Origin of the sequence: Kineothrix alysoides (assembly GCF_000732725.1) — a bacterium.
Classification (GTDB): Bacteria; Bacillota; Clostridia; order Lachnospirales; family Lachnospiraceae; genus Kineothrix; species Kineothrix alysoides.
On record NZ_JPNB01000003.1, the window covers coordinates 22,364 to 42,013 of the forward strand.

At 37.7% G+C, this 19,650-nt stretch carries 18 protein-coding genes and 2 pseudogenes; all 20 read right to left on the reverse strand.

Going from position 1 to position 19,650, the window contains the following annotated elements; all coding sequences use genetic code 11:
- Position 1: 1 nt before the first annotated feature.
- Positions 2 to 1,231 (reverse strand): U32 family peptidase, encoded by a 1,230-nt coding sequence (locus CC90_RS0119930; RefSeq protein ID WP_031392478.1) that lies wholly within the window; start codon positions 1,229 to 1,231, stop codon positions 2 to 4.
- Entirely contained in the window at positions 1,228 to 2,445 is a 1,218-nt protein-coding gene (locus CC90_RS0119935; RefSeq protein WP_031392479.1) for a hypothetical protein, read from the reverse strand. Before CC90_RS0119935 ends, CC90_RS0119930 begins: the two co-directional genes overlap by 4 nt.
- Entirely contained in the window at positions 2,438 to 3,058 is a 621-nt protein-coding gene (locus tag CC90_RS0119940; protein WP_031392480.1) for a class I SAM-dependent methyltransferase, read from the reverse strand. Before CC90_RS0119940 ends, CC90_RS0119935 begins: the two co-directional genes overlap by 8 nt.
- 4 nt (positions 3,059 to 3,062) lie before the next feature.
- On the reverse strand, positions 3,063 to 4,682 hold the full coding sequence (locus CC90_RS0119945) for an SPL family radical SAM protein (RefSeq protein WP_031392481.1): 1,620 nt from the start codon (positions 4,680 to 4,682) through the stop codon (positions 3,063 to 3,065).
- A pseudogene (locus tag CC90_RS25325) lies at positions 4,679 to 5,658 on the reverse strand (polyprenyl synthetase family protein). Before CC90_RS25325 ends, CC90_RS0119945 begins: the two are co-directional and overlap by 4 nt.
- A gap of 179 nt (positions 5,659 to 5,837) precedes the next feature.
- A pseudogene (locus CC90_RS23845) lies at positions 5,838 to 6,049 on the reverse strand (DNA methylase); the annotation flags it as partial.
- Between the two features lie 117 nt (positions 6,050 to 6,166).
- Entirely contained in the window at positions 6,167 to 6,844 is a 678-nt protein-coding gene (locus tag CC90_RS23850) for a helix-turn-helix domain-containing protein (protein WP_081906082.1), read from the reverse strand.
- Between the two features lie 19 nt (positions 6,845 to 6,863).
- A complete protein-coding gene (locus CC90_RS0119970) occupies positions 6,864 to 7,874 on the reverse strand; it encodes a hypothetical protein (RefSeq protein WP_132038532.1) in 1,011 nt (336 codons plus the stop codon).
- A 21-nt stretch (positions 7,875 to 7,895) separates the two neighbouring features.
- A complete protein-coding gene (locus CC90_RS0119975) occupies positions 7,896 to 8,717 on the reverse strand; it encodes a C39 family peptidase (protein WP_031392486.1) in 822 nt (273 codons plus the stop codon).
- An 85-nt stretch (positions 8,718 to 8,802) separates the two neighbouring features.
- Positions 8,803 to 10,629: a VirB4 family type IV secretion system protein gene (locus CC90_RS0119980; RefSeq protein ID WP_031392487.1), complete on the reverse strand. Its 1,827-nt coding sequence runs from the start codon at positions 10,627 to 10,629 to the stop codon at positions 8,803 to 8,805.
- A gap of 1 nt (position 10,630) precedes the next feature.
- Complete coding sequence (locus CC90_RS0119985) at positions 10,631 to 11,320, reverse strand: hypothetical protein (RefSeq protein WP_031392488.1); 690 nt, start codon at positions 11,318 to 11,320, stop codon at positions 10,631 to 10,633.
- A gap of 15 nt (positions 11,321 to 11,335) precedes the next feature.
- Complete coding sequence (locus CC90_RS0119990) at positions 11,336 to 13,099, reverse strand: hypothetical protein (protein ID WP_035315996.1); 1,764 nt, start codon at positions 13,097 to 13,099, stop codon at positions 11,336 to 11,338.
- Positions 13,100 to 13,290: 191 nt separating this feature from the next.
- Positions 13,291 to 13,770, reverse strand: a complete 480-nt coding sequence (locus CC90_RS0119995) for a hypothetical protein (protein WP_031392490.1) — start codon at positions 13,768 to 13,770, stop codon at positions 13,291 to 13,293.
- 200 nt (positions 13,771 to 13,970) lie between these two features.
- Positions 13,971 to 15,095 carry a hypothetical protein gene (locus CC90_RS0120000; protein ID WP_031392491.1) on the reverse strand — a complete coding sequence of 375 codons (1,125 nt, stop codon included), beginning with the start codon at positions 15,093 to 15,095 and terminating at the stop codon, positions 13,971 to 13,973.
- Positions 15,096 to 15,316: 221 nt separating this feature from the next.
- Positions 15,317 to 15,994, reverse strand: a complete 678-nt coding sequence (locus CC90_RS0120005; RefSeq protein WP_132038533.1) for a hypothetical protein — start codon at positions 15,992 to 15,994, stop codon at positions 15,317 to 15,319.
- Positions 15,995 to 16,105: 111 nt separating this feature from the next.
- On the reverse strand, positions 16,106 to 16,639 hold the full coding sequence (locus CC90_RS0120015) for a DUF6550 family protein (RefSeq protein ID WP_031392493.1): 534 nt from the start codon (positions 16,637 to 16,639) through the stop codon (positions 16,106 to 16,108).
- Positions 16,640 to 16,823: 184 nt separating this feature from the next.
- Positions 16,824 to 17,363, reverse strand: a complete 540-nt coding sequence (locus CC90_RS0120020) for a hypothetical protein (RefSeq protein ID WP_031392494.1) — start codon at positions 17,361 to 17,363, stop codon at positions 16,824 to 16,826.
- 31 nt (positions 17,364 to 17,394) lie between these two features.
- On the reverse strand, positions 17,395 to 17,805 hold the full coding sequence (locus CC90_RS0120025; protein WP_031392495.1) for a DUF4320 family protein: 411 nt from the start codon (positions 17,803 to 17,805) through the stop codon (positions 17,395 to 17,397).
- A 9-nt stretch (positions 17,806 to 17,814) separates the two neighbouring features.
- Positions 17,815 to 18,690: a hypothetical protein gene (locus CC90_RS0120030; protein WP_031392496.1), complete on the reverse strand. Its 876-nt coding sequence runs from the start codon at positions 18,688 to 18,690 to the stop codon at positions 17,815 to 17,817.
- A gap of 14 nt (positions 18,691 to 18,704) precedes the next feature.
- A complete protein-coding gene (locus CC90_RS0120035) occupies positions 18,705 to 19,637 on the reverse strand; it encodes a type II secretion system F family protein (RefSeq protein ID WP_031392497.1) in 933 nt (310 codons plus the stop codon).
- Positions 19,638 to 19,650: the final 13 nt, after the last annotated feature.

Below are 19,650 nucleotides of genomic sequence, written 5' to 3' on the forward strand. Positions count from 1 at the left end.
ATTAATTCCCCCTAAATATTTTATCTTTGAAGTACGGTAAATGCTTTTTCATCATTTTCCACTTCTTTGTATCCTTTACATATTGATTAAAGGCATATTTCATCAATAAAAACTTAAAAACATTTTGATTCTTCTTAATATCCATCATTCTCCCTAATACCTCAAATTTAGCACGATAATCCACTAATGCCTTATCATCGTAATACACAATTTCTCTAAAATGGTTTTTACAATAATTACATTTAGTGCAATCTTGGCATTCATATCCATCTTTAAAAAAACGATTGAAAAACTTTTCAATCCTCTCATTATCGGAGATGAATTTAAGTTTATTATTAAACATCAGTTCCCCTAATTCATGGGACTCAGGAGAGATTATTGTCAATAAATCAAGAATATTTTCATTATATGTTCCTCTACTGTAAGCTACTGCTGCCCGAATAATCCAATCTAACCCCTTCTCTCTACCTCCAATCTTCATATAATCTATGATACCTTCATAATTACTGCAGTCTTCAGGTCGCAACCATGGGCTTTTCAATATTTCATCCACATGTAATAACCGTTTGTTCAAACAATTATATATGCAATAATCCAAATAAAAAGCTTTCTTATGTACAGAAGCATGCGAACCTGAATTATAGTGATAATAACGATATGGACAATCTTTCAAACAACTGTCATTCACAAGTATTTCAAGATCTATCTTTGTATGGTTACGTATACTATTTACTACTTTAGGCATTCGATTTAAATTAATATTCAATACAATGCGGTCAACACCTAACTCTTCAAATCTTTTTGCCTTTCCGATACTATCAACTCCTACAATTGTTGATAACGCAATTCTTACCCTGTTTCTACTTATTTCCTTTACTAATTCAATGAGATAAGGAACAGCTACGGTTACAGTATCACTAAACGAACATATCCATTCAAGTTCATCCAGCATTTTTGCCTTATATCGTGGATTAAACTCCAAATTACCCAGACAGCTGGCGTTTATTGTATAATTAAATTCCAATCCATTTTCATGAACTTTCTTTACATATCTTTCAACATCTTCTCTTTTCAGGTAATCGCCTCGAATTGCTGCTGAAGAATGACCAGCTCCCAGGTAACTGGACTTTAGGGAACCATATAGCTCATATATTTTATTCTTTCCTTTTTGGAGTTCTGGAAGATAGTCAAAAAATTTATAATCCCAGGAACAAGGTAATGCTATTTTCATTTTATGTTGGACAACCCCTTTTCAATCAACGTCAAATCCCCATTTGTAGATTTTACAAACTTTATTAACTCCTCTGTCACACTACCATTTGCAATAGACTGTTTAATAAGATCTGTTCCTTTTTGAAATGTATCTGCCATTCCATTTAAAAATAGATATTGTGCAGCATTTATGATGAGTAAATCAGAATATCCATCATCTCTTTTACCAGTCATAGATTCCAGAGTGATTCTTAATCTATCATCAGATTTCGATAATGTAATCTCTTCTGTTTTTCTTCTTTTTACTCCCCAGTCTTCAGGAGTTGTATATATAGTATCCTTTACCCTATTATCTTCAATCATTGTAATCTTTGTAGTCCCTACATTAGAGACTTCATCCAAAGAATGGCCTTCTTCATCCATACCATAGACCACCATGCCCTTTTTGATATATGTACAAAGCTCCACAATCAGCTCTCCAACTAACTCTGTATTTGAAACGCTGATTCCTCTTTGTTGATATGGGGCTTGAAAAAAATCAAAACAAAGTATATGAAAACGAAATGGATAGAATAAAGCCTTCATAATGTGCATACCATTCGGTACCTGCGACATAAAGGTTGCAATATCCTGCGTTTTTGCATCTGCTGCTGATTCACCATTGATATATGCTGCCCGGCTCATGGTAAAAGCTGTATCTACTGCTTCTGGGGTTGTAATGGCCTGATATCCAATATTATCCGTAAAATTACCAGCTCCTGAAGCTCCAAAATAGGAATGACTGCCCATTTTCAATACGTTGGCTCCAGCTGCAGCTGCCATTATTATTGAGGGCGTAGAAACATTGACTGTTCTAATCTCATCTCCACCAAATCCATTGGTATATATTAGATTATCGCTAAATGACTTAACATCTTGGAATCCCCCAAACCAGCCATTGTCTTTAAAGCTCTGAATAAACCCTTTCATTTCATCAATCGTGATTCCCTTTGCAAATATACCTGTCAAAAAGGTTGGGGCAACCAATATTGTAAAAGGATCAATTGATTTTAAAGCCATAAGCATTTGAAGTTTTTTAGGTAAAAACTTCATGTTTACAAATCCTTTTTCAATACTCTTCCATTCATTCCATAAATAACTCCATCCCTTTCTTACCTCTTCCTGTGTAAGATTGTCTTGGTTTTGAATGCGAATCAGTATCTTTTCCCACCATAATTCCCATTGTTTATCCATTTTCGCCTACCTTTTCACATAAAATTCCATATTCGAAAAAATATTTTACAGTACCTACTACTTTCAAGCCTGATTTAATACATATTTGCATACATTCATCCATGTTTATCGGCTCTGAATAACCCATTTTTTTCTCTCCTAATTCCAGAAACCATGTAAATAAATTATTATTGAGCGCAAAGATTAATATATATCCATTCACTTTAGTAAAGGATTTATGTAACTCAATGATATCTTCCTTTTTACTAAAGTGTTCAAGTAAGCCATCACTCATTACCAAGTCATACTCCGGTTTGCGATCAATCTTGAGAAAGTCTTCTCTCAGATACCTGATACCAGCTGCCTTATTCCTAAATAATTTCTTATGCATTTCATAGGCAATCTCATTGTTATCTACGAGTGTTATATTACCCCCATATAGATCTTGAACATGTACAGACGCTGCTCCTGTACCAGCACCTACTTCAAGAACGCTAGGCTCTCTCAGTTCGATTTTCTCTAAAACTTTTCTATACTTCTTTAAATGCAGGAAATAAAGGAATTCCAAAAACAGAGGATGTTTCCTTACCCTTTTCCAAAAGAAATCCCAATCAACCTTCTCTTTTGTTTCCATACTACTACCATTTTCCTTTAATCATTTTTGAATAATCATTGAGTCCATATTTTTTCAAAACATCTTTCATAAGATAATCGAATATTTTCTTTTGGTAAACTTTATCTACATAAAGATTATCTTCTCCTCTGACGTACAAATCATTATATGCCTCTGTTAAATCAGGATAATATTCCTTAATAAATTGTTTTATTTTAAACTTGCTGTCACCACGCAAATTCAAAATATCCGGTATCACATAATCTACTTTATAATCAGCTAGTGTTCTAATAATATTTTCCATTTCATTTTCACTGTCATTAATGTAAGGAAATATAGGAATCATTAGAACACCAACTGTGATACCTGCTTTCTTTAAGTATTCTATCGCTTTCAAACGATCCTCTATACGTGCAGCCCTTTTTTCAATTTTATCGAGAAATGTCTGATTCAGAGAAGGTATACTGAAAACAACATCTGTTAGTGATCCTAACTTTTTTAATATATCAATATCCCTGATTACCAAATCTGATTTTGTCGTAATTGTAACTGGGTTTTTATGCTTATACAGTGTCTCAAGAATTTTCCGTGTAATTTCATAATGTTCATCAATCTTTTGATATGGATCTGTTACTGTGCCAAGGTTAATCAATTTATTTCTACTATTTCTCCATTTAGGAACAATAATCTGTTTTTCTAGCGCTTTATCTGCATTTATTTTTACATAGATAAAACGTTCAAATTCATCCTTGGTATGCCCCATAAATTCATGGCTGGTTCTTCCATAACAATATTCACAAGCATGCAAACATCCTCTATAAGGATTTGCTCCCCAATTAAAGGGCAACATAGGTGAATTAATGAAATGCAACATAGTAGAAACAATAATCTCCTGATAAGTTACATCTACTTTACTCTCATCACTGCTGAACTTCTCGCTAATTAATCGAATTCTTTGTTCCTCATATTCATTCATTTTATCTTCACATGATTTCCTAAAACCCGATTCAACCAATTCGCCAAACTTAAGCTCAAACACCTTTCTAATAACATAGAAAGTATTGATATTCTTTCTATTTATCCAATCAATAAAGTATTTTTGTAGCAAAGTAACATTTTTCTTACCTAAATTATTTATGGCAGAAATCAAACCCTGCTGAGTATCCAGGTTATTTGACTCAATATAATTCTCTGCTGAATCCAAGAAAGCGATAATTTCCTCCCTATTGTTCTTTTTGGCCAATACTTTACTGTATACTTCCAAGTATATACGGGGTAATGCCGGAAACTCCGGATCAGTTATTTTTTCTCTTATATATGATATAAATTTAAAATCCTCTTTTGACAATATTGTTTCAAAACTTGGTATCAAACCATATCTGATGAACTTTTTACTCCAATCATTAGATAGCACTATCAATTTTTCCTGAATTGATTCTCTGTTTTCTTCTAACTTATTGTATTCGTGAGCCATATACATAGCTGCAAAGATTCTGACATATTCATCTTCTGACTCTAAAAGTGTAAGAACATCTTCAAAATCATTAACCTTTGATTCGGATTCTATTTCATTTTTTAATAGGGTTTTACATGTCTTAATTTCCGGATTTCTTTTAATTTCATTGATAATCAAATTAATATTCATTCCGTCTCCTTTAGAAAATGCTCACAGTATTCTTGCAAAGCAATTTTATATTTACTTTCTTTTATGTCCCTTAATTCTTCTTTGGCCTTTAATACATAACAAGCAATTTTCTTTTTGACTTCAGCAATAACCATATCACAGCTTATTATTTCAATTACTGAATCTTTATTAAAAATCTTTCCATTATAAAAATTTTTTATAATTTCTTTTTCTTCTTTATTACTTAATTTATAAGCAACAATTATTGGCAAAGTTACAAGTCTTCTCTCAAAATCAGTCTGATAGGATTTATCTTCTTTCTCCATCTTTAAAAAAATAACGCTTTTTAAATCATCCATCATCTGATAAGCAATTCCTAGATTGTAGCCATACGATACTAAAGATTTTCTATAATGTTCGCTGGCACCTGCTATTATTGTACCTAATTCACATGCCATTGAAAAAAATATGGATGTTTTATTACTGATAACTTTAAAATAATCTTCTTCACTAATTTCATAATTTCCTATCAGGATGCTTTCAGACCTCTGTCCTTCATACATATGTAACAAACATGAAGATACACTTTTAAGAATTTGTTTTTTTTTTCTTCCGCTTTAACTTCAGCAATCAATCTCATAGCTATGAATATAAGATAATCACCTAATAATAACGCAGAATGGAGGCCGTATTCATTAATAACTGTTTTACGGCCTCTTCTATACAAGCCATTATCTATGATATCATCATGGATTAGACTTGCAGCTTGTATAAATTCAATAATAATTGATAAATGGGAAAGATTTGGATGGGATTCTTCGCTCTCTAAAAAACTTGTAATATACGTAAAAGTAGAACGAATCATTTTCCCCGGAGATTCTATTACTTGCTTTAATTCAGGAATTTTATTATAAACATCTATACCAGCAAGTATTTTTAAGACTTGATTGTTATAATCGTTTCTAACTATTTCATTAATTTCATTAAATAACTCCATTTCATTCCCCTTTTAACTATATCTAATTACTAAAATATTAAATAAGTAAAATAAATAAGTAAAAAATAATATAAATATTTTTCATATTTTATATTATTTGTGTATATTATACGTAATAAAGGTATGTTTTGTCAATGAATTTAGTTTATATTCCTAAATTCTGTCATAAATTCTTAGACTGCTCTCACATCCACAATGGTGCATGGTTCCCATCCCCATGCATGGTCTATCAGCAACTCTGCATTAATACCATCTTATACAACAAATCCTCGTTGTAATAATCATCCCACAGCGAATGACGGTAATTCATTTCATCTAATTCCGCAATCAGCACACCGTTTTCATCTGCCGCTATGTGCTTCGCCTCAATATCCATAGCAATCTTACAAAGAATGAATTAAATCAGCAGAGCTAACAGATTACTTTATAGGTAGCATATATAATTAATATGAACTCCCTATAATCTTATTTCTCGCTTTTTATTTTCTTAGATGTTAAACTGAGCAGTTCAAGGAGGTATCAGATTGACCTCCTCCCCCGTCCACACCGGGCATAAGGTGCAATATTTCTCAAAATAATAAACTAACGATTCTAAAAAGTTTGAATATCTCTTAATAAGAAATATCCACATATTTCTATCTTTTCTAACTTTTAGAATGTTTCTCTGCTCCATCTTTTCTATTTTTGTCGTACCTTCTGCCATCGCTCTTTCAGAAACCTCTTCCTCGGCCTCTGTCTCATCTATTTTCTCATATACCCTGTCCTGTGCTTCTTCTGATATAAATTCCACCTCTATTTCTATCAAAGGTTTCTCCGTTGCATTCAGCTCCACATATACCATATGTTTTTGTTCTACATTATCCGAAGCCCTCACCGATTTCATTTCATTCCCACAATCTTCACTCTTCTTCACTTCCTGAAAGAATAATATATATAGGTTAGAAGTCTGCCCCCGGTTCCCCTCACGGAACCGGCTCTCCTTCTGTACATAGCCTGCGTCTACCAACTCTCTCATAGCACGTTTGACCGTAGATATACTGATATGTAATTCTCTGCTAATAGTAGGGACTGCTGGAAAACAGGTTTTTTCCTTGTTTGAACGATCAATCAGATAAAGCAGTACCTGTAAGGCACGGCTCTTTAAATTGGACTGGTATGCTTTTTGCTTCATTTCGAACTGGTTCATATACGTTTCCTCCAAAATTTTATGCTTTCTTGTCGGGGATATCATTCCCGCCAATGTATCTTTGCACGATTGTCTTATATAACTTTGCATTTGGACTGCCGTTCATGCAATCTGGCTGATATTCCAGAAACAATACCTTGTGATAATCAGATTGCAGTGCTTCTGTATAGGTTTCGCGTAGTTCTCCATCCACAAAGGGACATAGTACAAAAGCTGACTTCGTCTCATATTGTCGTAAAAGTTTCACGCTATATGGCAGTTCATATGGTTTTGTTCCGCAAACCAACAGAACAATATCTGCTCCCACTATTTCCTGACTGGTTCCATAATCCTCCAGGGAAAACTGAAACCCGCTTTCAGGCGTAATTTCCCCATACCATATATTTTCCAGACGGTAACCGCCTGCTTCCTCTTTCATTTCATAAGCATCCGCCAAATAGGGAATAATACCTCCACTATTTTTTTCTATGTAACACACTCTGCTGCCTACACTTCCAATCCATGCCACAAATCCCAATGCCGCTGTTGTAGTTCCAATCCTGCTTTGGGAACTTATCATGGCAATTCTTACCCTGTCTGCATCAAAGCGGTAACTCTCTCTTGTCTGCTCCGGTCTGTTCCTCTCTTTCGGATGGTACCTTGTCATTCCCTGCTCACTCAGAGATTGTCTGATTTCTTCCTGTATGCCCTCTACCATGTTTTCCGTCACAATATTTCCTACACCAGCCTCTAACAAGCTTTGGAACAGAGACGTCTGTTCCGTTAGACCTTCATAAATTACCGTGATTCTTGCATTATACATTGTCAGAAATTCTGCGATTGCCTCTACAAAGTCTTTATCCTCATCCCCAAATGCAATCCGGTCAAGTACCAGCTCCGTACAGTGGGAAAAATTCCGCATATCATAAATAACAAATTGTTTTAACATAAAACTACCGGTCATTTTCTTTACCGGCAGGCCATTCTCTTCCTGCTCCATTAAGAAATCAAGCAGATTCGTGTGCTGCTGTGATGATAAATATAAAACCATTCTTTGCTCCTCCATTAATTCCTATCCAATCGCCCAGAACGGACCTCCTGCGCCCACCCGCTTACGGGCCTCATTTAATATAATAGAGATATCCCATTCCTGGTTACTCCGCTTCACGCTGGCTGGATCCGCCACCAACACTTTTCCTTCCGCTGTGATACCCCGCAGGACAATGAAATGTCCGCTGGATGTAAAATGTCCTTTTGACATGATTACCACCACCAGCTTTCCATCAGCAAGAGCTGCCGCTACCCCCTCACCATCAAGATTTTTATCCACAGACAAGCCCCAATGCATCGCTGCATTTGGTATCAGACTGTGATAGGAACCACCGCCCGGACAATAATACCCATTTTCATAAGACCATTTTGCCATTTCAAAAGGTGTTACTTGTATTCCAGTTAGAGTAGACACCACAATACTCATACTGGCAGGCCCGCATCCATGGGTTCCAATTTTGTCCCTCCCATAAGCTTCATCTGCCCATCTCTCATCCAATTGACTAAAGTAGACAACCGGTGTTTCTCCTTCTTTCCCTAACAGAATATCCTTGTCATATTCCTGCCCGCTTCCCTCTCTAAAATCTCTCTCAAAAATACCGGAATCATGAGTATACCCATAATCCTTCTGAAAAGCATCCACCGCTTCTACCTCATCCCCTACAAGCCATCCTGCCAATGCTGAGAATGGACTGATCGCAAGATAAAAAACCAAAGAAGTCAATACCAGCAAAAATATGACCGGACCTAAAATAATGGCAAGCATTTTCTTTCTGCTTTCCTCATCCTTTGATACCTGCAGGGCCACTTCTACCAGAATCTTTATTACTGCCGGATTTGCCACGTTTCCACTTCCTTTCTTGTTTCCAGCCAAATACAGACCGCACATATTTTTTGATAGGTGCGGTCTGTACAAGAGCAGTTTTCTTTTATCTTCCTCCAGCATTTCCCATATATTGCAGCTTGTAAGCCGGTATATCAAACTGGATATGCAGCCGTTTGGCTCCTGCCATGAACAGGGCATGTCCTCTCTTTCTTGCCAATAAAAGCTCCTGCTCTGCTTCTGTCAGATCGTAAAGGTCTGCTGTTTCTTTCAAATTTTTCCCATCCGTCCCCATGAGAATCTTATAGCATGGAATGTCAAGCAGTGCCTGCCCATACTGTTTGATACTCTCATGCAAAAAATCAACCAGACTATGTGAGATGATTCCCAGTGCCGATTCATATTTTCTTGCCCGCTTCATCACATTTCTCAGATATACCAATGACTGTGGAACTTTCTGGTCTATCATCAGATAAGCTTCATCACAGACCAGCATGACCCGTTCATTGCGGTCACGGCTCATCTGTTCCCAGTTGTATGTCAGTATGTTAAAATATTGGGTACGCTTGATATTATCCCCGGTTTCCTGCAAAGCATGGGTATCCATGACCGTAAATCTGGAGTCAGACGATACCGTGGTATAACCGTTCCAAATAAAGCTATCTGCGCCCTCTGCAATATCATACAAAAGCATGGCAAGGTCTTTGTATACCTGAGAATCCCAGGCTCCCTCTGCCTTTTTCTGTATCAACTGATAAAGGTCAGAGAAAATAGGAAAATCAGTGGGTTTCAGTGTTGTGATGTCGGTATCCCATGTGATGTGGAACTGAGCATACAATTCTATTAGACATTTTTTAAGAACAGCCTTCTGCATATCCGTAAGAGATGGGATATATAGGCTAAAAAAGATTTCTAAATTTTTCATGTGAAGGGCAAGGTCATTCATGCCATACCCTTCATCCCGATATAAACGGTCGGCCTCATTCTCCTCATCTCTTGGAGATGGTCTCACCTGCAGAGGGTTGATCCTTCCATGGGAACCACCAACAGCATTTATCCAGTCACCATTTAGATTTTTGCAAAGATCTTTATATTCGCTTTCAGGATCTACCACAATAATGCGGGTTCCCTTCATGTACTCTGACATCAAAATATGTTTTATTGCCGTCGATTTTCCTACTCCGGAATTTCCCATGACACAGAAATTACTATTTGTCCGGTCTCCACCACGTTTCCATATATATACAATGACAAGACCACCGTTGGTATCTTTAGCCAAATAATACCCTTCTCCATCATTAAAGCCGCTGCTTGCAAATGGAAATCCTCCTACGAATGTTGAAAAGGGAACTACCCTCTGTAATATGCTCTCTATCTTTCCATGATTGGGGAACATTGGCGATAAGTGCATAAATGCTTCCTTTTGCAGATTTGGAATAGCTCGCATTTTACATTTCATCACACTTACCGTGCTCTCTGCCCGGCGGCAGGTTTTCTTGAACTCCTTTTCTTCCCTTGCCACCGGCATGACCTCCACGCTCATTAGTCCAACTGTCTCTCCCTCTCTGTCAATCTGCCGGATGATCTTCTCCCCGTCCTCGGCTGCTTTCTCCGCACGCTGTCTGGAAAGGGGATCCTTCGCTCCTTCTACAATCCCTCTTTGCTGTACCACACTTCGGGATATCGCATTGATAAGGGCTCCGTTATCCACCGGCTGAAACCCAATAGACACAAAGGTGCTCGGAATATTCGTCAGTTTGGAAAGCCATTCTACATCCACCTTTTGCGGATACTGAATGATCCCGTATACCTTACCCATATTTTCCCCGATGGAAAGCCGATTTTTCTGAAATTCCAGTCCCATAGGTGTCACAACATTTAACAGGGCATGATTGACCGGTATTTGTTCTTCTGTCTGTACTTTTCGCTTCATCTCACACCACCTCCTTTACTATGGGAATGCTGGCGGTGATTTCCGTATCCTCCAAATGGGTATAAGAAGGGTTGTTGACCAGATTTAACAGACGAACAATTTCCTTCTCTGTTAGAATGTCGCACATGATCCCACCTGTCGAAAACTTCTCGCAAAGCAGGGATGCCCTTTTTAATAGATCTCTTTCACATCCTTCTTCCTGTTTCTCCCAAAGGGCAATATAAAACTGCCGCTCAACAATTTCACCGGACAATGCAAATCCACCCATTTGCAAAATCTCTTGTCGCAGCAGCTCCTTCCGCTTTTCTTCTGCATACTTTAACATCTCCCCCATTTCTGTGATCAGCGGGGAAATATCTACCGGCCTTGACAGCGCCATGAATTTAAAAGGATACTGAATATTAGAAAGCTCCGCTGTCAGAGTCTTTATTAATACATTCTTTTCGGAATTACTGTATAGATCTATACTGATTGAATGGATACGAAGATAGACAAATATCATGCCGTCTCTCGTATATAGATATTTGTCCTGAATATCTTTCACATTGATAAAGTGCTGCGCCGTTTTTAAGGCTGCACTCTCTGTTTCTGTCTCCCTGCTTCCCTTTCCATTCTTTAGAAACAGAAGCAAAATGCCGCCACCAATTAAGGTGACGGCAAGCATGATAATAGGAAATATTAAACTCTCCATTTTTTCCTCCACTATTTAGTTATCCGGACGTATATGCCAGTCCGAAAATAAGTTGTCATACACTGTCAGGGAATCCGTTAGGTTAACTTGCAACATTCCGGCCGGCGTCCACGCATCTATGACCCGCCCATAGACCGTGTAGTTCCCATCAGGGTACCACACTGTGCTGAAGTGTACCCGCCGGTTGTAGGTGCTGTATTCATTTTTCTGAAACTGAAACACTGCCGAATAACCGGATGTTATTCTTTCTAATAGTCTCCAGTAATCGTTATATTCAAATTCCGGAAAATAAGAAACACATGTCTGTACCTGTGTGATATGGCTGGACGGTGCGCCGGAGCGCATCTGTGCCGATACTTCCATATTGATTCCATAGCCCGATTTCATCGTCCTGCCGTTTGCCGTTGGATTCTTCTCATCTGATTGAATCTGCATGATGGCAGAAAGAGCTGCGGAGTAGGCAGTCCATTCATAAACATACCAGCCCTTATCTTCCCATTCCCCGTTATCTACCCAACGTCCATGACTGGAAGTACAGTCATCCGGGCAACTCGCGCTATGGCTCCCACTTTCCCAATTCCAGTCAGAAATCCACACCCAATTTTCATGCCACCAGCATTTCCATACCCCCCAGGTAAGGCTTGCCACATTCTGCCCTGTCGGGATAGAAGGGCGCACGAAACCATCATATCGATCATCTGCCTGGGGATCAGGCGGCGGATCTTCATTTAAATCCACCACATTGGCATGGATGGTGCTGTTACTGAGACTTCCCTTATCCGTAGATACATTTATGGTCACTTCCTGCGGTTCGGACGGCGTATGCCACTTTACCCATACAAGCTGGCTGCCATTTTGTGGAATGACTACCCCGGCCATCTGATAGCTTCTGCCTGCAATAGAAAAAGTCACGGTAGCCTTTGCATCGTTATTGATTTCCTCTCTGGTGGAAAGAGTGACTGCTGTAATCACATCCGTGTCTATTCGGTAAGTAATGTCATATTCTGCTTCTGTAGGCGGTACTCCCTTATAGCTGACTATACCAATCCCTAATATCTGTATTATTTCTTCCGTTGTCCTCGCTGTATTTTTGGAACCAGTCCAGGCTGAAAAACCTAAGTCTGCTTTTTCCAAAAAGAGAGCAAGGGCTAGATTTTTCATCACTACGGTAGGAAAGTGTGTTCCCAAATCCCCGCCCACTATACGGTTATACAGTCCAGCTTCCGTGGTAGTCATGGCAAAATACAGATTATTGTAAATCAGATAGATAACCGGCTCTATCACTAGTTTATATGAGCCGTCTGTCAATGCAGAAACATTTATTCCAGTCTTGGCCGCCACCATGGATGCCGCACCCTCGGAGCAAAAATACCTTTTAATCTGTGTAATGCTTGCTTTTTCGCTATTGCTGGAGATAATCTGAGGTATTGGATTATCCGGCATATAATAAGTATATTTTGTAGTCTGCAAAGTAAGTGCCGCGCCATTTCGATACTGCATCTTGCTGACCTTTCCGAAATGGAACATTCTTTCCGCTGTTGCCGAAAGGTTCTTATTTGTAAAATCGATAGGATTACTTACAATAGCACCCGTTTCCGCATTTACTACTGTAATTCTGACTCCTTGATAGGAATTTCCCGGCCAGTTACAAGTTTTTGTTCCTTGATTCAGTCCGCCACCGCCACCATCTACATTTCCACTTCCAGACGCATAGGCTGTCAGCGTACCAAAGTAGAAAAAAATTGTGAATATACATACTGCGATACATGTTTTTTTCAATTTTCCTCTTTTCTACACAAAAAGGCCCGCAATGCGGGCCATGTGTCAGTTAACAATAATAATTAATAAACTTTCTTTTTAAAAAAGAGCATGACATTTGCCATACTCATAAAATGGAAATAAACTGCATTCTATTCCAAATTACAATATAGGATTTTGTTATTTATACAAATTGGATGCTATATCTATGTCTACACTTCTAAAAGGGAATTTATTTCAAAACAATTTTGCCCATAATATGCCTTATGATATCTTTCCAATTTAGAATCGTATTCCTTATTACCATGATTTTCCTTAGTCACTATATGTGCTAATTCATCCAATATTACATTAACCAAAAGAATCTCCTTTTTATTCTGCCTAATGGGTGCCATCGATAACTTTCTATTAAAATCCGTAAAAGAACTTGTCATGATGGCTGATGTAGAAATCCATATTTGTTTTTTATTCACATAACAAAACCCATATTTATAATTATTTTGATATATAAATGACGGCATATTCTTTTTCAAAAAATTACACTTTAAATAATCCTTTTCATCAAATATAATCCACTCTATCTCATCATCTTTTACACCAGTTTTTTTCTCTATATCTGTAATTGCTTTCTGAAGAAGTTCACTCCATATGGATAATACATTTGTTTCTTTATCAAACCTAATATTGCTCATTTTCCATCTCCTCTTCCTTCCACTTATAACAACATTTCCAGCATATCCCAAACAATATTATTTTTCATTTAATACTTTAATTACCTTTGATAATACACTTAGCTTTTTTCTATGTCTATAATAACTCTCTTATAATTCCAATTTATCAGACTGAAAAAATGTAATTTTTAAGTTTTATATAAACATAATGGAAAGCTTATTTATTTCTTTATAAAAATTTTTAATAAATTACATTTCTTTACTTTTTGCCCATTCGTATTCATCCAAAAAAAGCCTGCTTTTATAATTACATAAAGTTCTTCATAAGTCTTGTATTTAGAAAAATCAACAATTTCACCCAAATAAGTCTTAAAGTTTTCTACTTGTATAAAAGCAGAATTGCCATTGCCATATACAACATCACTTAATTTTGAAAACGCATATCCGCAATTAGTTGGATACGAGTCATCAATGCTTTGAAGTTCGGAAAAATTCATCTGTTGTAAGCATGTGAATAACTCTTCAATTTTATGTAAAAGAGCAATTCTATAATAATTAACAACTTCTTGATTTTGGGGATTAGTAATAGATGTCGTGAAAATTATTCTGAGTTTTTTTAATTCCGAATTATAATAATCATTATCTAACCTTTGTTTAGCCTCTTTAACTAAAATCTCTATTTGAGCAGCCGGATTATCATCCCTCATTATTCTTTGATTACACCACGAATTGAAATATTGCCCAACCTTCATGTCTATTTCTTCCATTACAGTACAAAGATAGTTATAACGAATCTCTGCAAAGGCAAGTAATTCATCAAAATAAATATTCAAGTATAAAGATTCCTTATCAGGTTGATTGCTATAGAGAATGGCAGAAAAATCCCCCTCACTAAAACCGCCACCAGACCAACTAGCATATCGTCGCTCGGCTTTATTTGCTCCGGTGAAATTATCATTCAAATTTATGGGGTGTGCAGCAAAGCAGGCCCGTATCGTCTTAAAATAATCATTATCGGTTGCTTTAAAAAGTTTATGCTTAAATACTGAATTATCAGCAACAAACGGTATTTCATTATTGTTAAAAAACACACGATGTAGTTGTTGGATTGCCTCCCAGAGAACGTCTATGCAAGTTATGAAAGTAATTACTTTGATGCTTGATTCATTATCATTTTTACGTGAAAGATTATTTGTATCAATCGAATCTACCACGACATCAATCCAGTCCATTGCAGAGCAGATGATACTCCATTGATCTTTTCCATTATGGTTATGATAAATGTGACAAACTAAGTCTTGTTCATTTACTTTTTCACGAAACTCATCAATAAGCATTCTATCCATTATTTTCCTCTTTGATTTCTACAACAATTCCCATTATTACTATACTGCTGGCTTAGCTAAATCAGCATATTCTAATTTATCAACAACATCAAAAAGTATTAATAACTTATGAGTTGTATTAGAATAGCAATAAAAAAGTACAAAAATATTATACGTTCTCTTATATGCTTATCCAATTTATAGTTCCAGTTTCATATATATGATATTTAATAAATATCTTTCTAATACAAATAATCAGGCATTGTTATACCAAAATCAGCCTGAGCATCTATGCTAATTTTTTCAGTGGCAACCTCTTCCTCTTTACTAACTGCTTTAATGGTAATTATGTATTCGTCTGGTTCTTCAAACACTGCGATAAAACTAAAACGTCTTGAGGATTCCATCGTCATATTAAAAGGCCCAAAAACTTTTGTCGATGATTCACCTGTTAGTGTTATATTCTCCGTATCATCCGATGCTGTCACAACAATCTTTTTTGCAGGCTCAAAATTATCACTTATAGTATCCGACACTGCTACTGAAACAAAATATTCATCCACTTCTTTCAGTAAATCTGGCGGTTCCGTTATTGTTCCCTTTCCCTTATTATCAGATAGAGCCGCAAGTATCGGAACAATTATCAGGGCACTTCCAATACCACCAATGGCTATCCATATCCATTTTTTCAATTTTTCTCTTTTTTTATTTTTTTCATTGGCTTCTGTAGGACCTATTGGAAAAGGAATTATTCTCTTCCGACCGAGAGTTGATGTTGAGGGAATATCATCATCTCTGTTTTTTCTGTTCAGATTTGTTAAGAAATGTACTAGAAGACCCGATATTGTCCCCCCTACAATCGTTATAACAAAAAATTCTATTATGAAGTCTTTCCACATCATTCTTCCCCATCTTTCCAAACAATCCAATACTTTCTTAAAAATAGAAACTTATGTAACATTATAAAAAAGTCCTGATTTGGTCTATATTTTGAGAGCATGGCTCCAGCCATGCTCCCTATTTTCTCATATTTAATTCATATCACCGACCTGCTTATTCCAATCCCCATCCGAACCTGCATTTTCTCCAGTCGGCGCTCCCGGATCATCCACATATCCGAATCCCGGAACATTTATCTTACCTCCACTATTCGTTCCTCCTGCGGGATCCTGCGGCTGTTGGGGTTCCGTCACTTCCGGCGCATATTGGGGTGCTTTCCCTGAATTGTTCACAGAATTATTATCTGTTACCTCTGGTTTGCTCTCTGGCCGCTGTGCTTCTTCTTTGGTCTGTGGTTGCTGCTCTGCATTCTCTTCCACAAGCGTATTTTTCACTTCAGAATCCCCTGCCGCTTCCAATTCGCCTGTTGGCTCTTCCACCGGAACTGTAATCTCAGGCACCGTCACTTCTATATTATCAGTTTCTATCTCTACCAATGCTTCTTTCGGTGTTTCATTATGTCCGATTACTCCTAAATACCAACATAATCCTACCACTAAACACACAGCCACTATTGCAAGACTGCCAATTACCAGCTTCTTTTTCTTATCATATTCTTTTTTCATCTAAAAGACCTCACTTTCCATAAAATCACTTTTACGGCAAATGCTGCCCTACTTTTTATCCATCTTTATCATACAAGATTTTAGACAGAAAGTCCAGACATTCCCCTACAGGATGTGGTAGTTTTTCCACTTCCTGCCTAATAACTTTATCATGCCTGATGTTGTCTGTCTACCTGTTCCAGTATCAAAATTTGGGCATATAGGCAGCTTTTGTCTTAATTTTCATCTGTAACGGTGGAAGATTCTCCCATCCAAAGGACAGCGGTACTTCTAACTGTACCGCTGCCTCTGCTTCAAAATTTTGTCCGGCACTTCCCGGTGTCAGCGGTACATTTTTAATTGATACCTCCAACCCTGATATACGAAACTCATATCCTTCTCCCTGCCACTTTACCTGATATCCATTATAGGGATTTGTTCCTAATGTCCGGTCAAGCTGGCTATAGATATCTCCATAGTCTAAATTTTCTACCCAGCCGTCTTCATCCAGATAATATCCTCCGCTGTAGCCTTCTCTCAATCCGTTGTAAACCTCGTTGTAATTAGTGGTTGCCACGGATATGACTGCTTCCTGTAAAGAATTTCTTACCCCGGATGCAGTTATGCTCAATCGAAAAAATTCCGATATGACACAGAGTAATAGTAGCAGAACAAGCACTAACGAAGCCGTCAATAAGGTAGACATGCCTTGCTTATCCCGCAGAATATTCTTAAATTTTTTCATATGAATAATCACTTTCTTTTCACACTTCCACTTATTTATAGTAGACTTCACTTTTGCCACTTGCCCTGGCCTGCAACTCGATAGGGAAGGAACCAAACACAAAGAACCCAATATTTACCCGCTGTTTCAAAGTTACGTTGATATCTCCATTAAGCTGTACTTTGTTTCCACTGTAATAATCACAGTCCCAATATATTTCTGGATTCAGCCCAGTCTTTGCTTTCAACTCCTCAATTCTTACCGATACGTTGGTACTTCCTACAATTTCTGCCTGCCTTACGATTTCATCCGCAAAAGTATCAAGCTGCTGTTTCTGTATAAAAACGGGAAACAGCACCATAGCAAGCGCCACTACCAGCATCAGGCATAGAACGCCTATGGCAGTATCAATATAGCTTTCTCCCCTGCAATCTTTTTTTAACTTTTTGAGCTTCTTTCTCATACACTCTCCTTAAAACATCCCCGACATAGTTCCCAGTATCTGATACCCCATGACACCCATATAGATGATCAGCATGCAGGCCAGCAGAAGGAAGGAATACCGCCTAATCTTTGGCGGCCGTTCCAATGCAAGCCGTTTTAGACGCTGTATTTCTAATTGTTTCATATCATGGGAAAGCATCCGGAAGAAAGTCACTCCATCATCCCCACGAATACATCCAATCAATCCCCTTACCACATCGGACAGCATAGCGCTGGATACTCTCGCTTCCATTCTTGTCAGTGCCGCCTCGTAGTTTCCCGTCCGCATATCTGCCGTAGTAATAATCAGTTCATTTTTCATAGCTCGGCCAGCATTTTTCTGATAGGTCTCCAGCATGGATAAGATGTCCCGGCTCGCCATCAGCTCCTGGGTTATGGTAGCCACGAAGCGGGGTAATTCATATTCAATCTCTTCCCTCCGCTTCCTTACCATTTTTTCTGCTTTTCCACTTTCAGAGAAAAATACTCCGATTCCTACAATAAGGAAAGCCGGAGTAAGAAGCGGAAAAATAACTATACATGGAATAATACTCAAAAGAATCATCCCTGCTTTTATATAAGCCTGTGCCATATATACCTCTGGTGTCATAGCAATTTCTGCGGAACGTAAAATTGCTTCCAGCTTTCTTTTTTTATAGGTATCCATGGGTAAAAACTTTGACAGCTTCGCCGCAAACTCCATGATGAATGCATCCGAACTTCTTGCCTGCTTTTTCTGCCTTTTTCCCATAGACAGGATTACCCGGCTGGTACGGTAAGTAGGAACCTTACACCATTCTGCCAATAACAAATAACTTCCTGCCGTAAAAAACACGGCAAAAAGCAGTAAAATCAGATTCTGCATATCTTCCAGTCTCCTTATCTTTTATACTCAATGGGTCTGGTATGCTTTGCCACTGCCGCCACTGAAATAAATATTACAGTTCCGCAAATTGTCAAAAGTACCTTCCCAAATCCAGTAAACATTAAGGTTTCATACCAGTCCTTATTTAAGAAGTACAAAAGTGGTATGCTCCCCAAAAGCAGAAATACCATAGTAATATACTCTTTGATCGGCTCATACAAAAGCAGGTCTAACTCGAAAGATACCACACGCATATCAGATAACTTTGCTACCACCGGCGGCAGGGTACTTTTTAGATTGTAATCCTCCTGACAAGCAATGACAGCATCCACCCATTCGTGAAAAACTGCATTATCCATTCCTTTTTTTAGGCTCTCCAGTGCTTCTGCCATATTGGAATTAATGAGCTTTGTTTCCATCATAAAATTACGGAATACTTCTGATACTGGCGGGTTTAAATATGGCAAATTCTCCTCGATTGCCCGGACAATAGTATTTTTGTTTCGCAAATAACTGGTTGTAATCATAGAAAGTGCAGTTTCTAATTCCGTATTAATTTGTTTTTTGTGTCTGGATGCCGTAAATTTTACATAATAAAAAGGCAGCAAGGCGAACCCCACTGCCAGCACCGGCATTAAAAAGCCGTTGTCCATAGTAAGCGCAATCAACACTCCCATGACAAACAGAATCATTGCAAGGACACAGAGAGTCGCAAACTGCGTACTCCGTCCCGTCAGCCGAAGGATTTCCTTCACTTCCTCAAATAAAAGGCACAATCCCTTTGATTCTTTCGTTTTCTTACTTTCCTTTATCCTGCTTCTCATGCTTTCATTCTTTGGTCTCAAATATCCAGCTATACCGTCCAGAAACATAAAGGGCGACATATTCAGCATAATGAAGCTTCCTGCAATTGCTATAAAAAAGGCAATTGTCACAAGTAGTGCCATTGGTTATACCTCC

Coding starts and splice junctions, on each gene's coding strand:
- CC90_RS0119995 (WP_031392490.1), bottom strand. CDS start 13,770: ATGAGCAATATTAGGTTTGATAAAGAAACAAATGTATTATCCATATGG.
- CC90_RS0120035 (WP_031392497.1), bottom strand. CDS start 19,637: ATGGCACTACTTGTGACAATTGCCTTTTTTATAGCAATTGCAGGAAGC.
- CC90_RS0120025 (WP_031392495.1), bottom strand. CDS start 17,805: ATGAGAAAGAAGCTCAAAAAGTTAAAAAAAGATTGCAGGGGAGAAAGC.
- CC90_RS23850 (WP_081906082.1), bottom strand. CDS start 6,844: ATGAACCAGTTCGAAATGAAGCAAAAAGCATACCAGTCCAATTTAAAG.
- CC90_RS0119970 (WP_132038532.1), bottom strand. CDS start 7,874: ATGGTTTTATATTTATCATCACAGCAGCACACGAATCTGCTTGATTTC.
- CC90_RS0119980 (WP_031392487.1), bottom strand. CDS start 10,629: ATGAAGCGAAAAGTACAGACAGAAGAACAAATACCGGTCAATCATGCC.
- CC90_RS0119940 (WP_031392480.1), bottom strand. CDS start 3,058: ATGGAAACAAAAGAGAAGGTTGATTGGGATTTCTTTTGGAAAAGGGTA.
- CC90_RS0120020 (WP_031392494.1), bottom strand. CDS start 17,363: ATGAAAAAATTTAAGAATATTCTGCGGGATAAGCAAGGCATGTCTACC.
- CC90_RS0120030 (WP_031392496.1), bottom strand. CDS start 18,690: ATGCAGAATCTGATTTTACTGCTTTTTGCCGTGTTTTTTACGGCAGGA.
- CC90_RS0119935 (WP_031392479.1), bottom strand. CDS start 2,445: ATGGATAAACAATGGGAATTATGGTGGGAAAAGATACTGATTCGCATT.
- CC90_RS0120000 (WP_031392491.1), bottom strand. CDS start 15,095: ATGGATAGAATGCTTATTGATGAGTTTCGTGAAAAAGTAAATGAACAA.
- CC90_RS0119930 (WP_031392478.1), bottom strand. CDS start 1,231: ATGAAAATAGCATTACCTTGTTCCTGGGATTATAAATTTTTTGACTAT.
- CC90_RS0119945 (WP_031392481.1), bottom strand. CDS start 4,682: ATGAATATTAATTTGATTATCAATGAAATTAAAAGAAATCCGGAAATT.
- CC90_RS0119985 (WP_031392488.1), bottom strand. CDS start 11,320: ATGGAGAGTTTAATATTTCCTATTATCATGCTTGCCGTCACCTTAATT.
- CC90_RS0120015 (WP_031392493.1), bottom strand. CDS start 16,639: ATGAAAAAAGAATATGATAAGAAAAAGAAGCTGGTAATTGGCAGTCTT.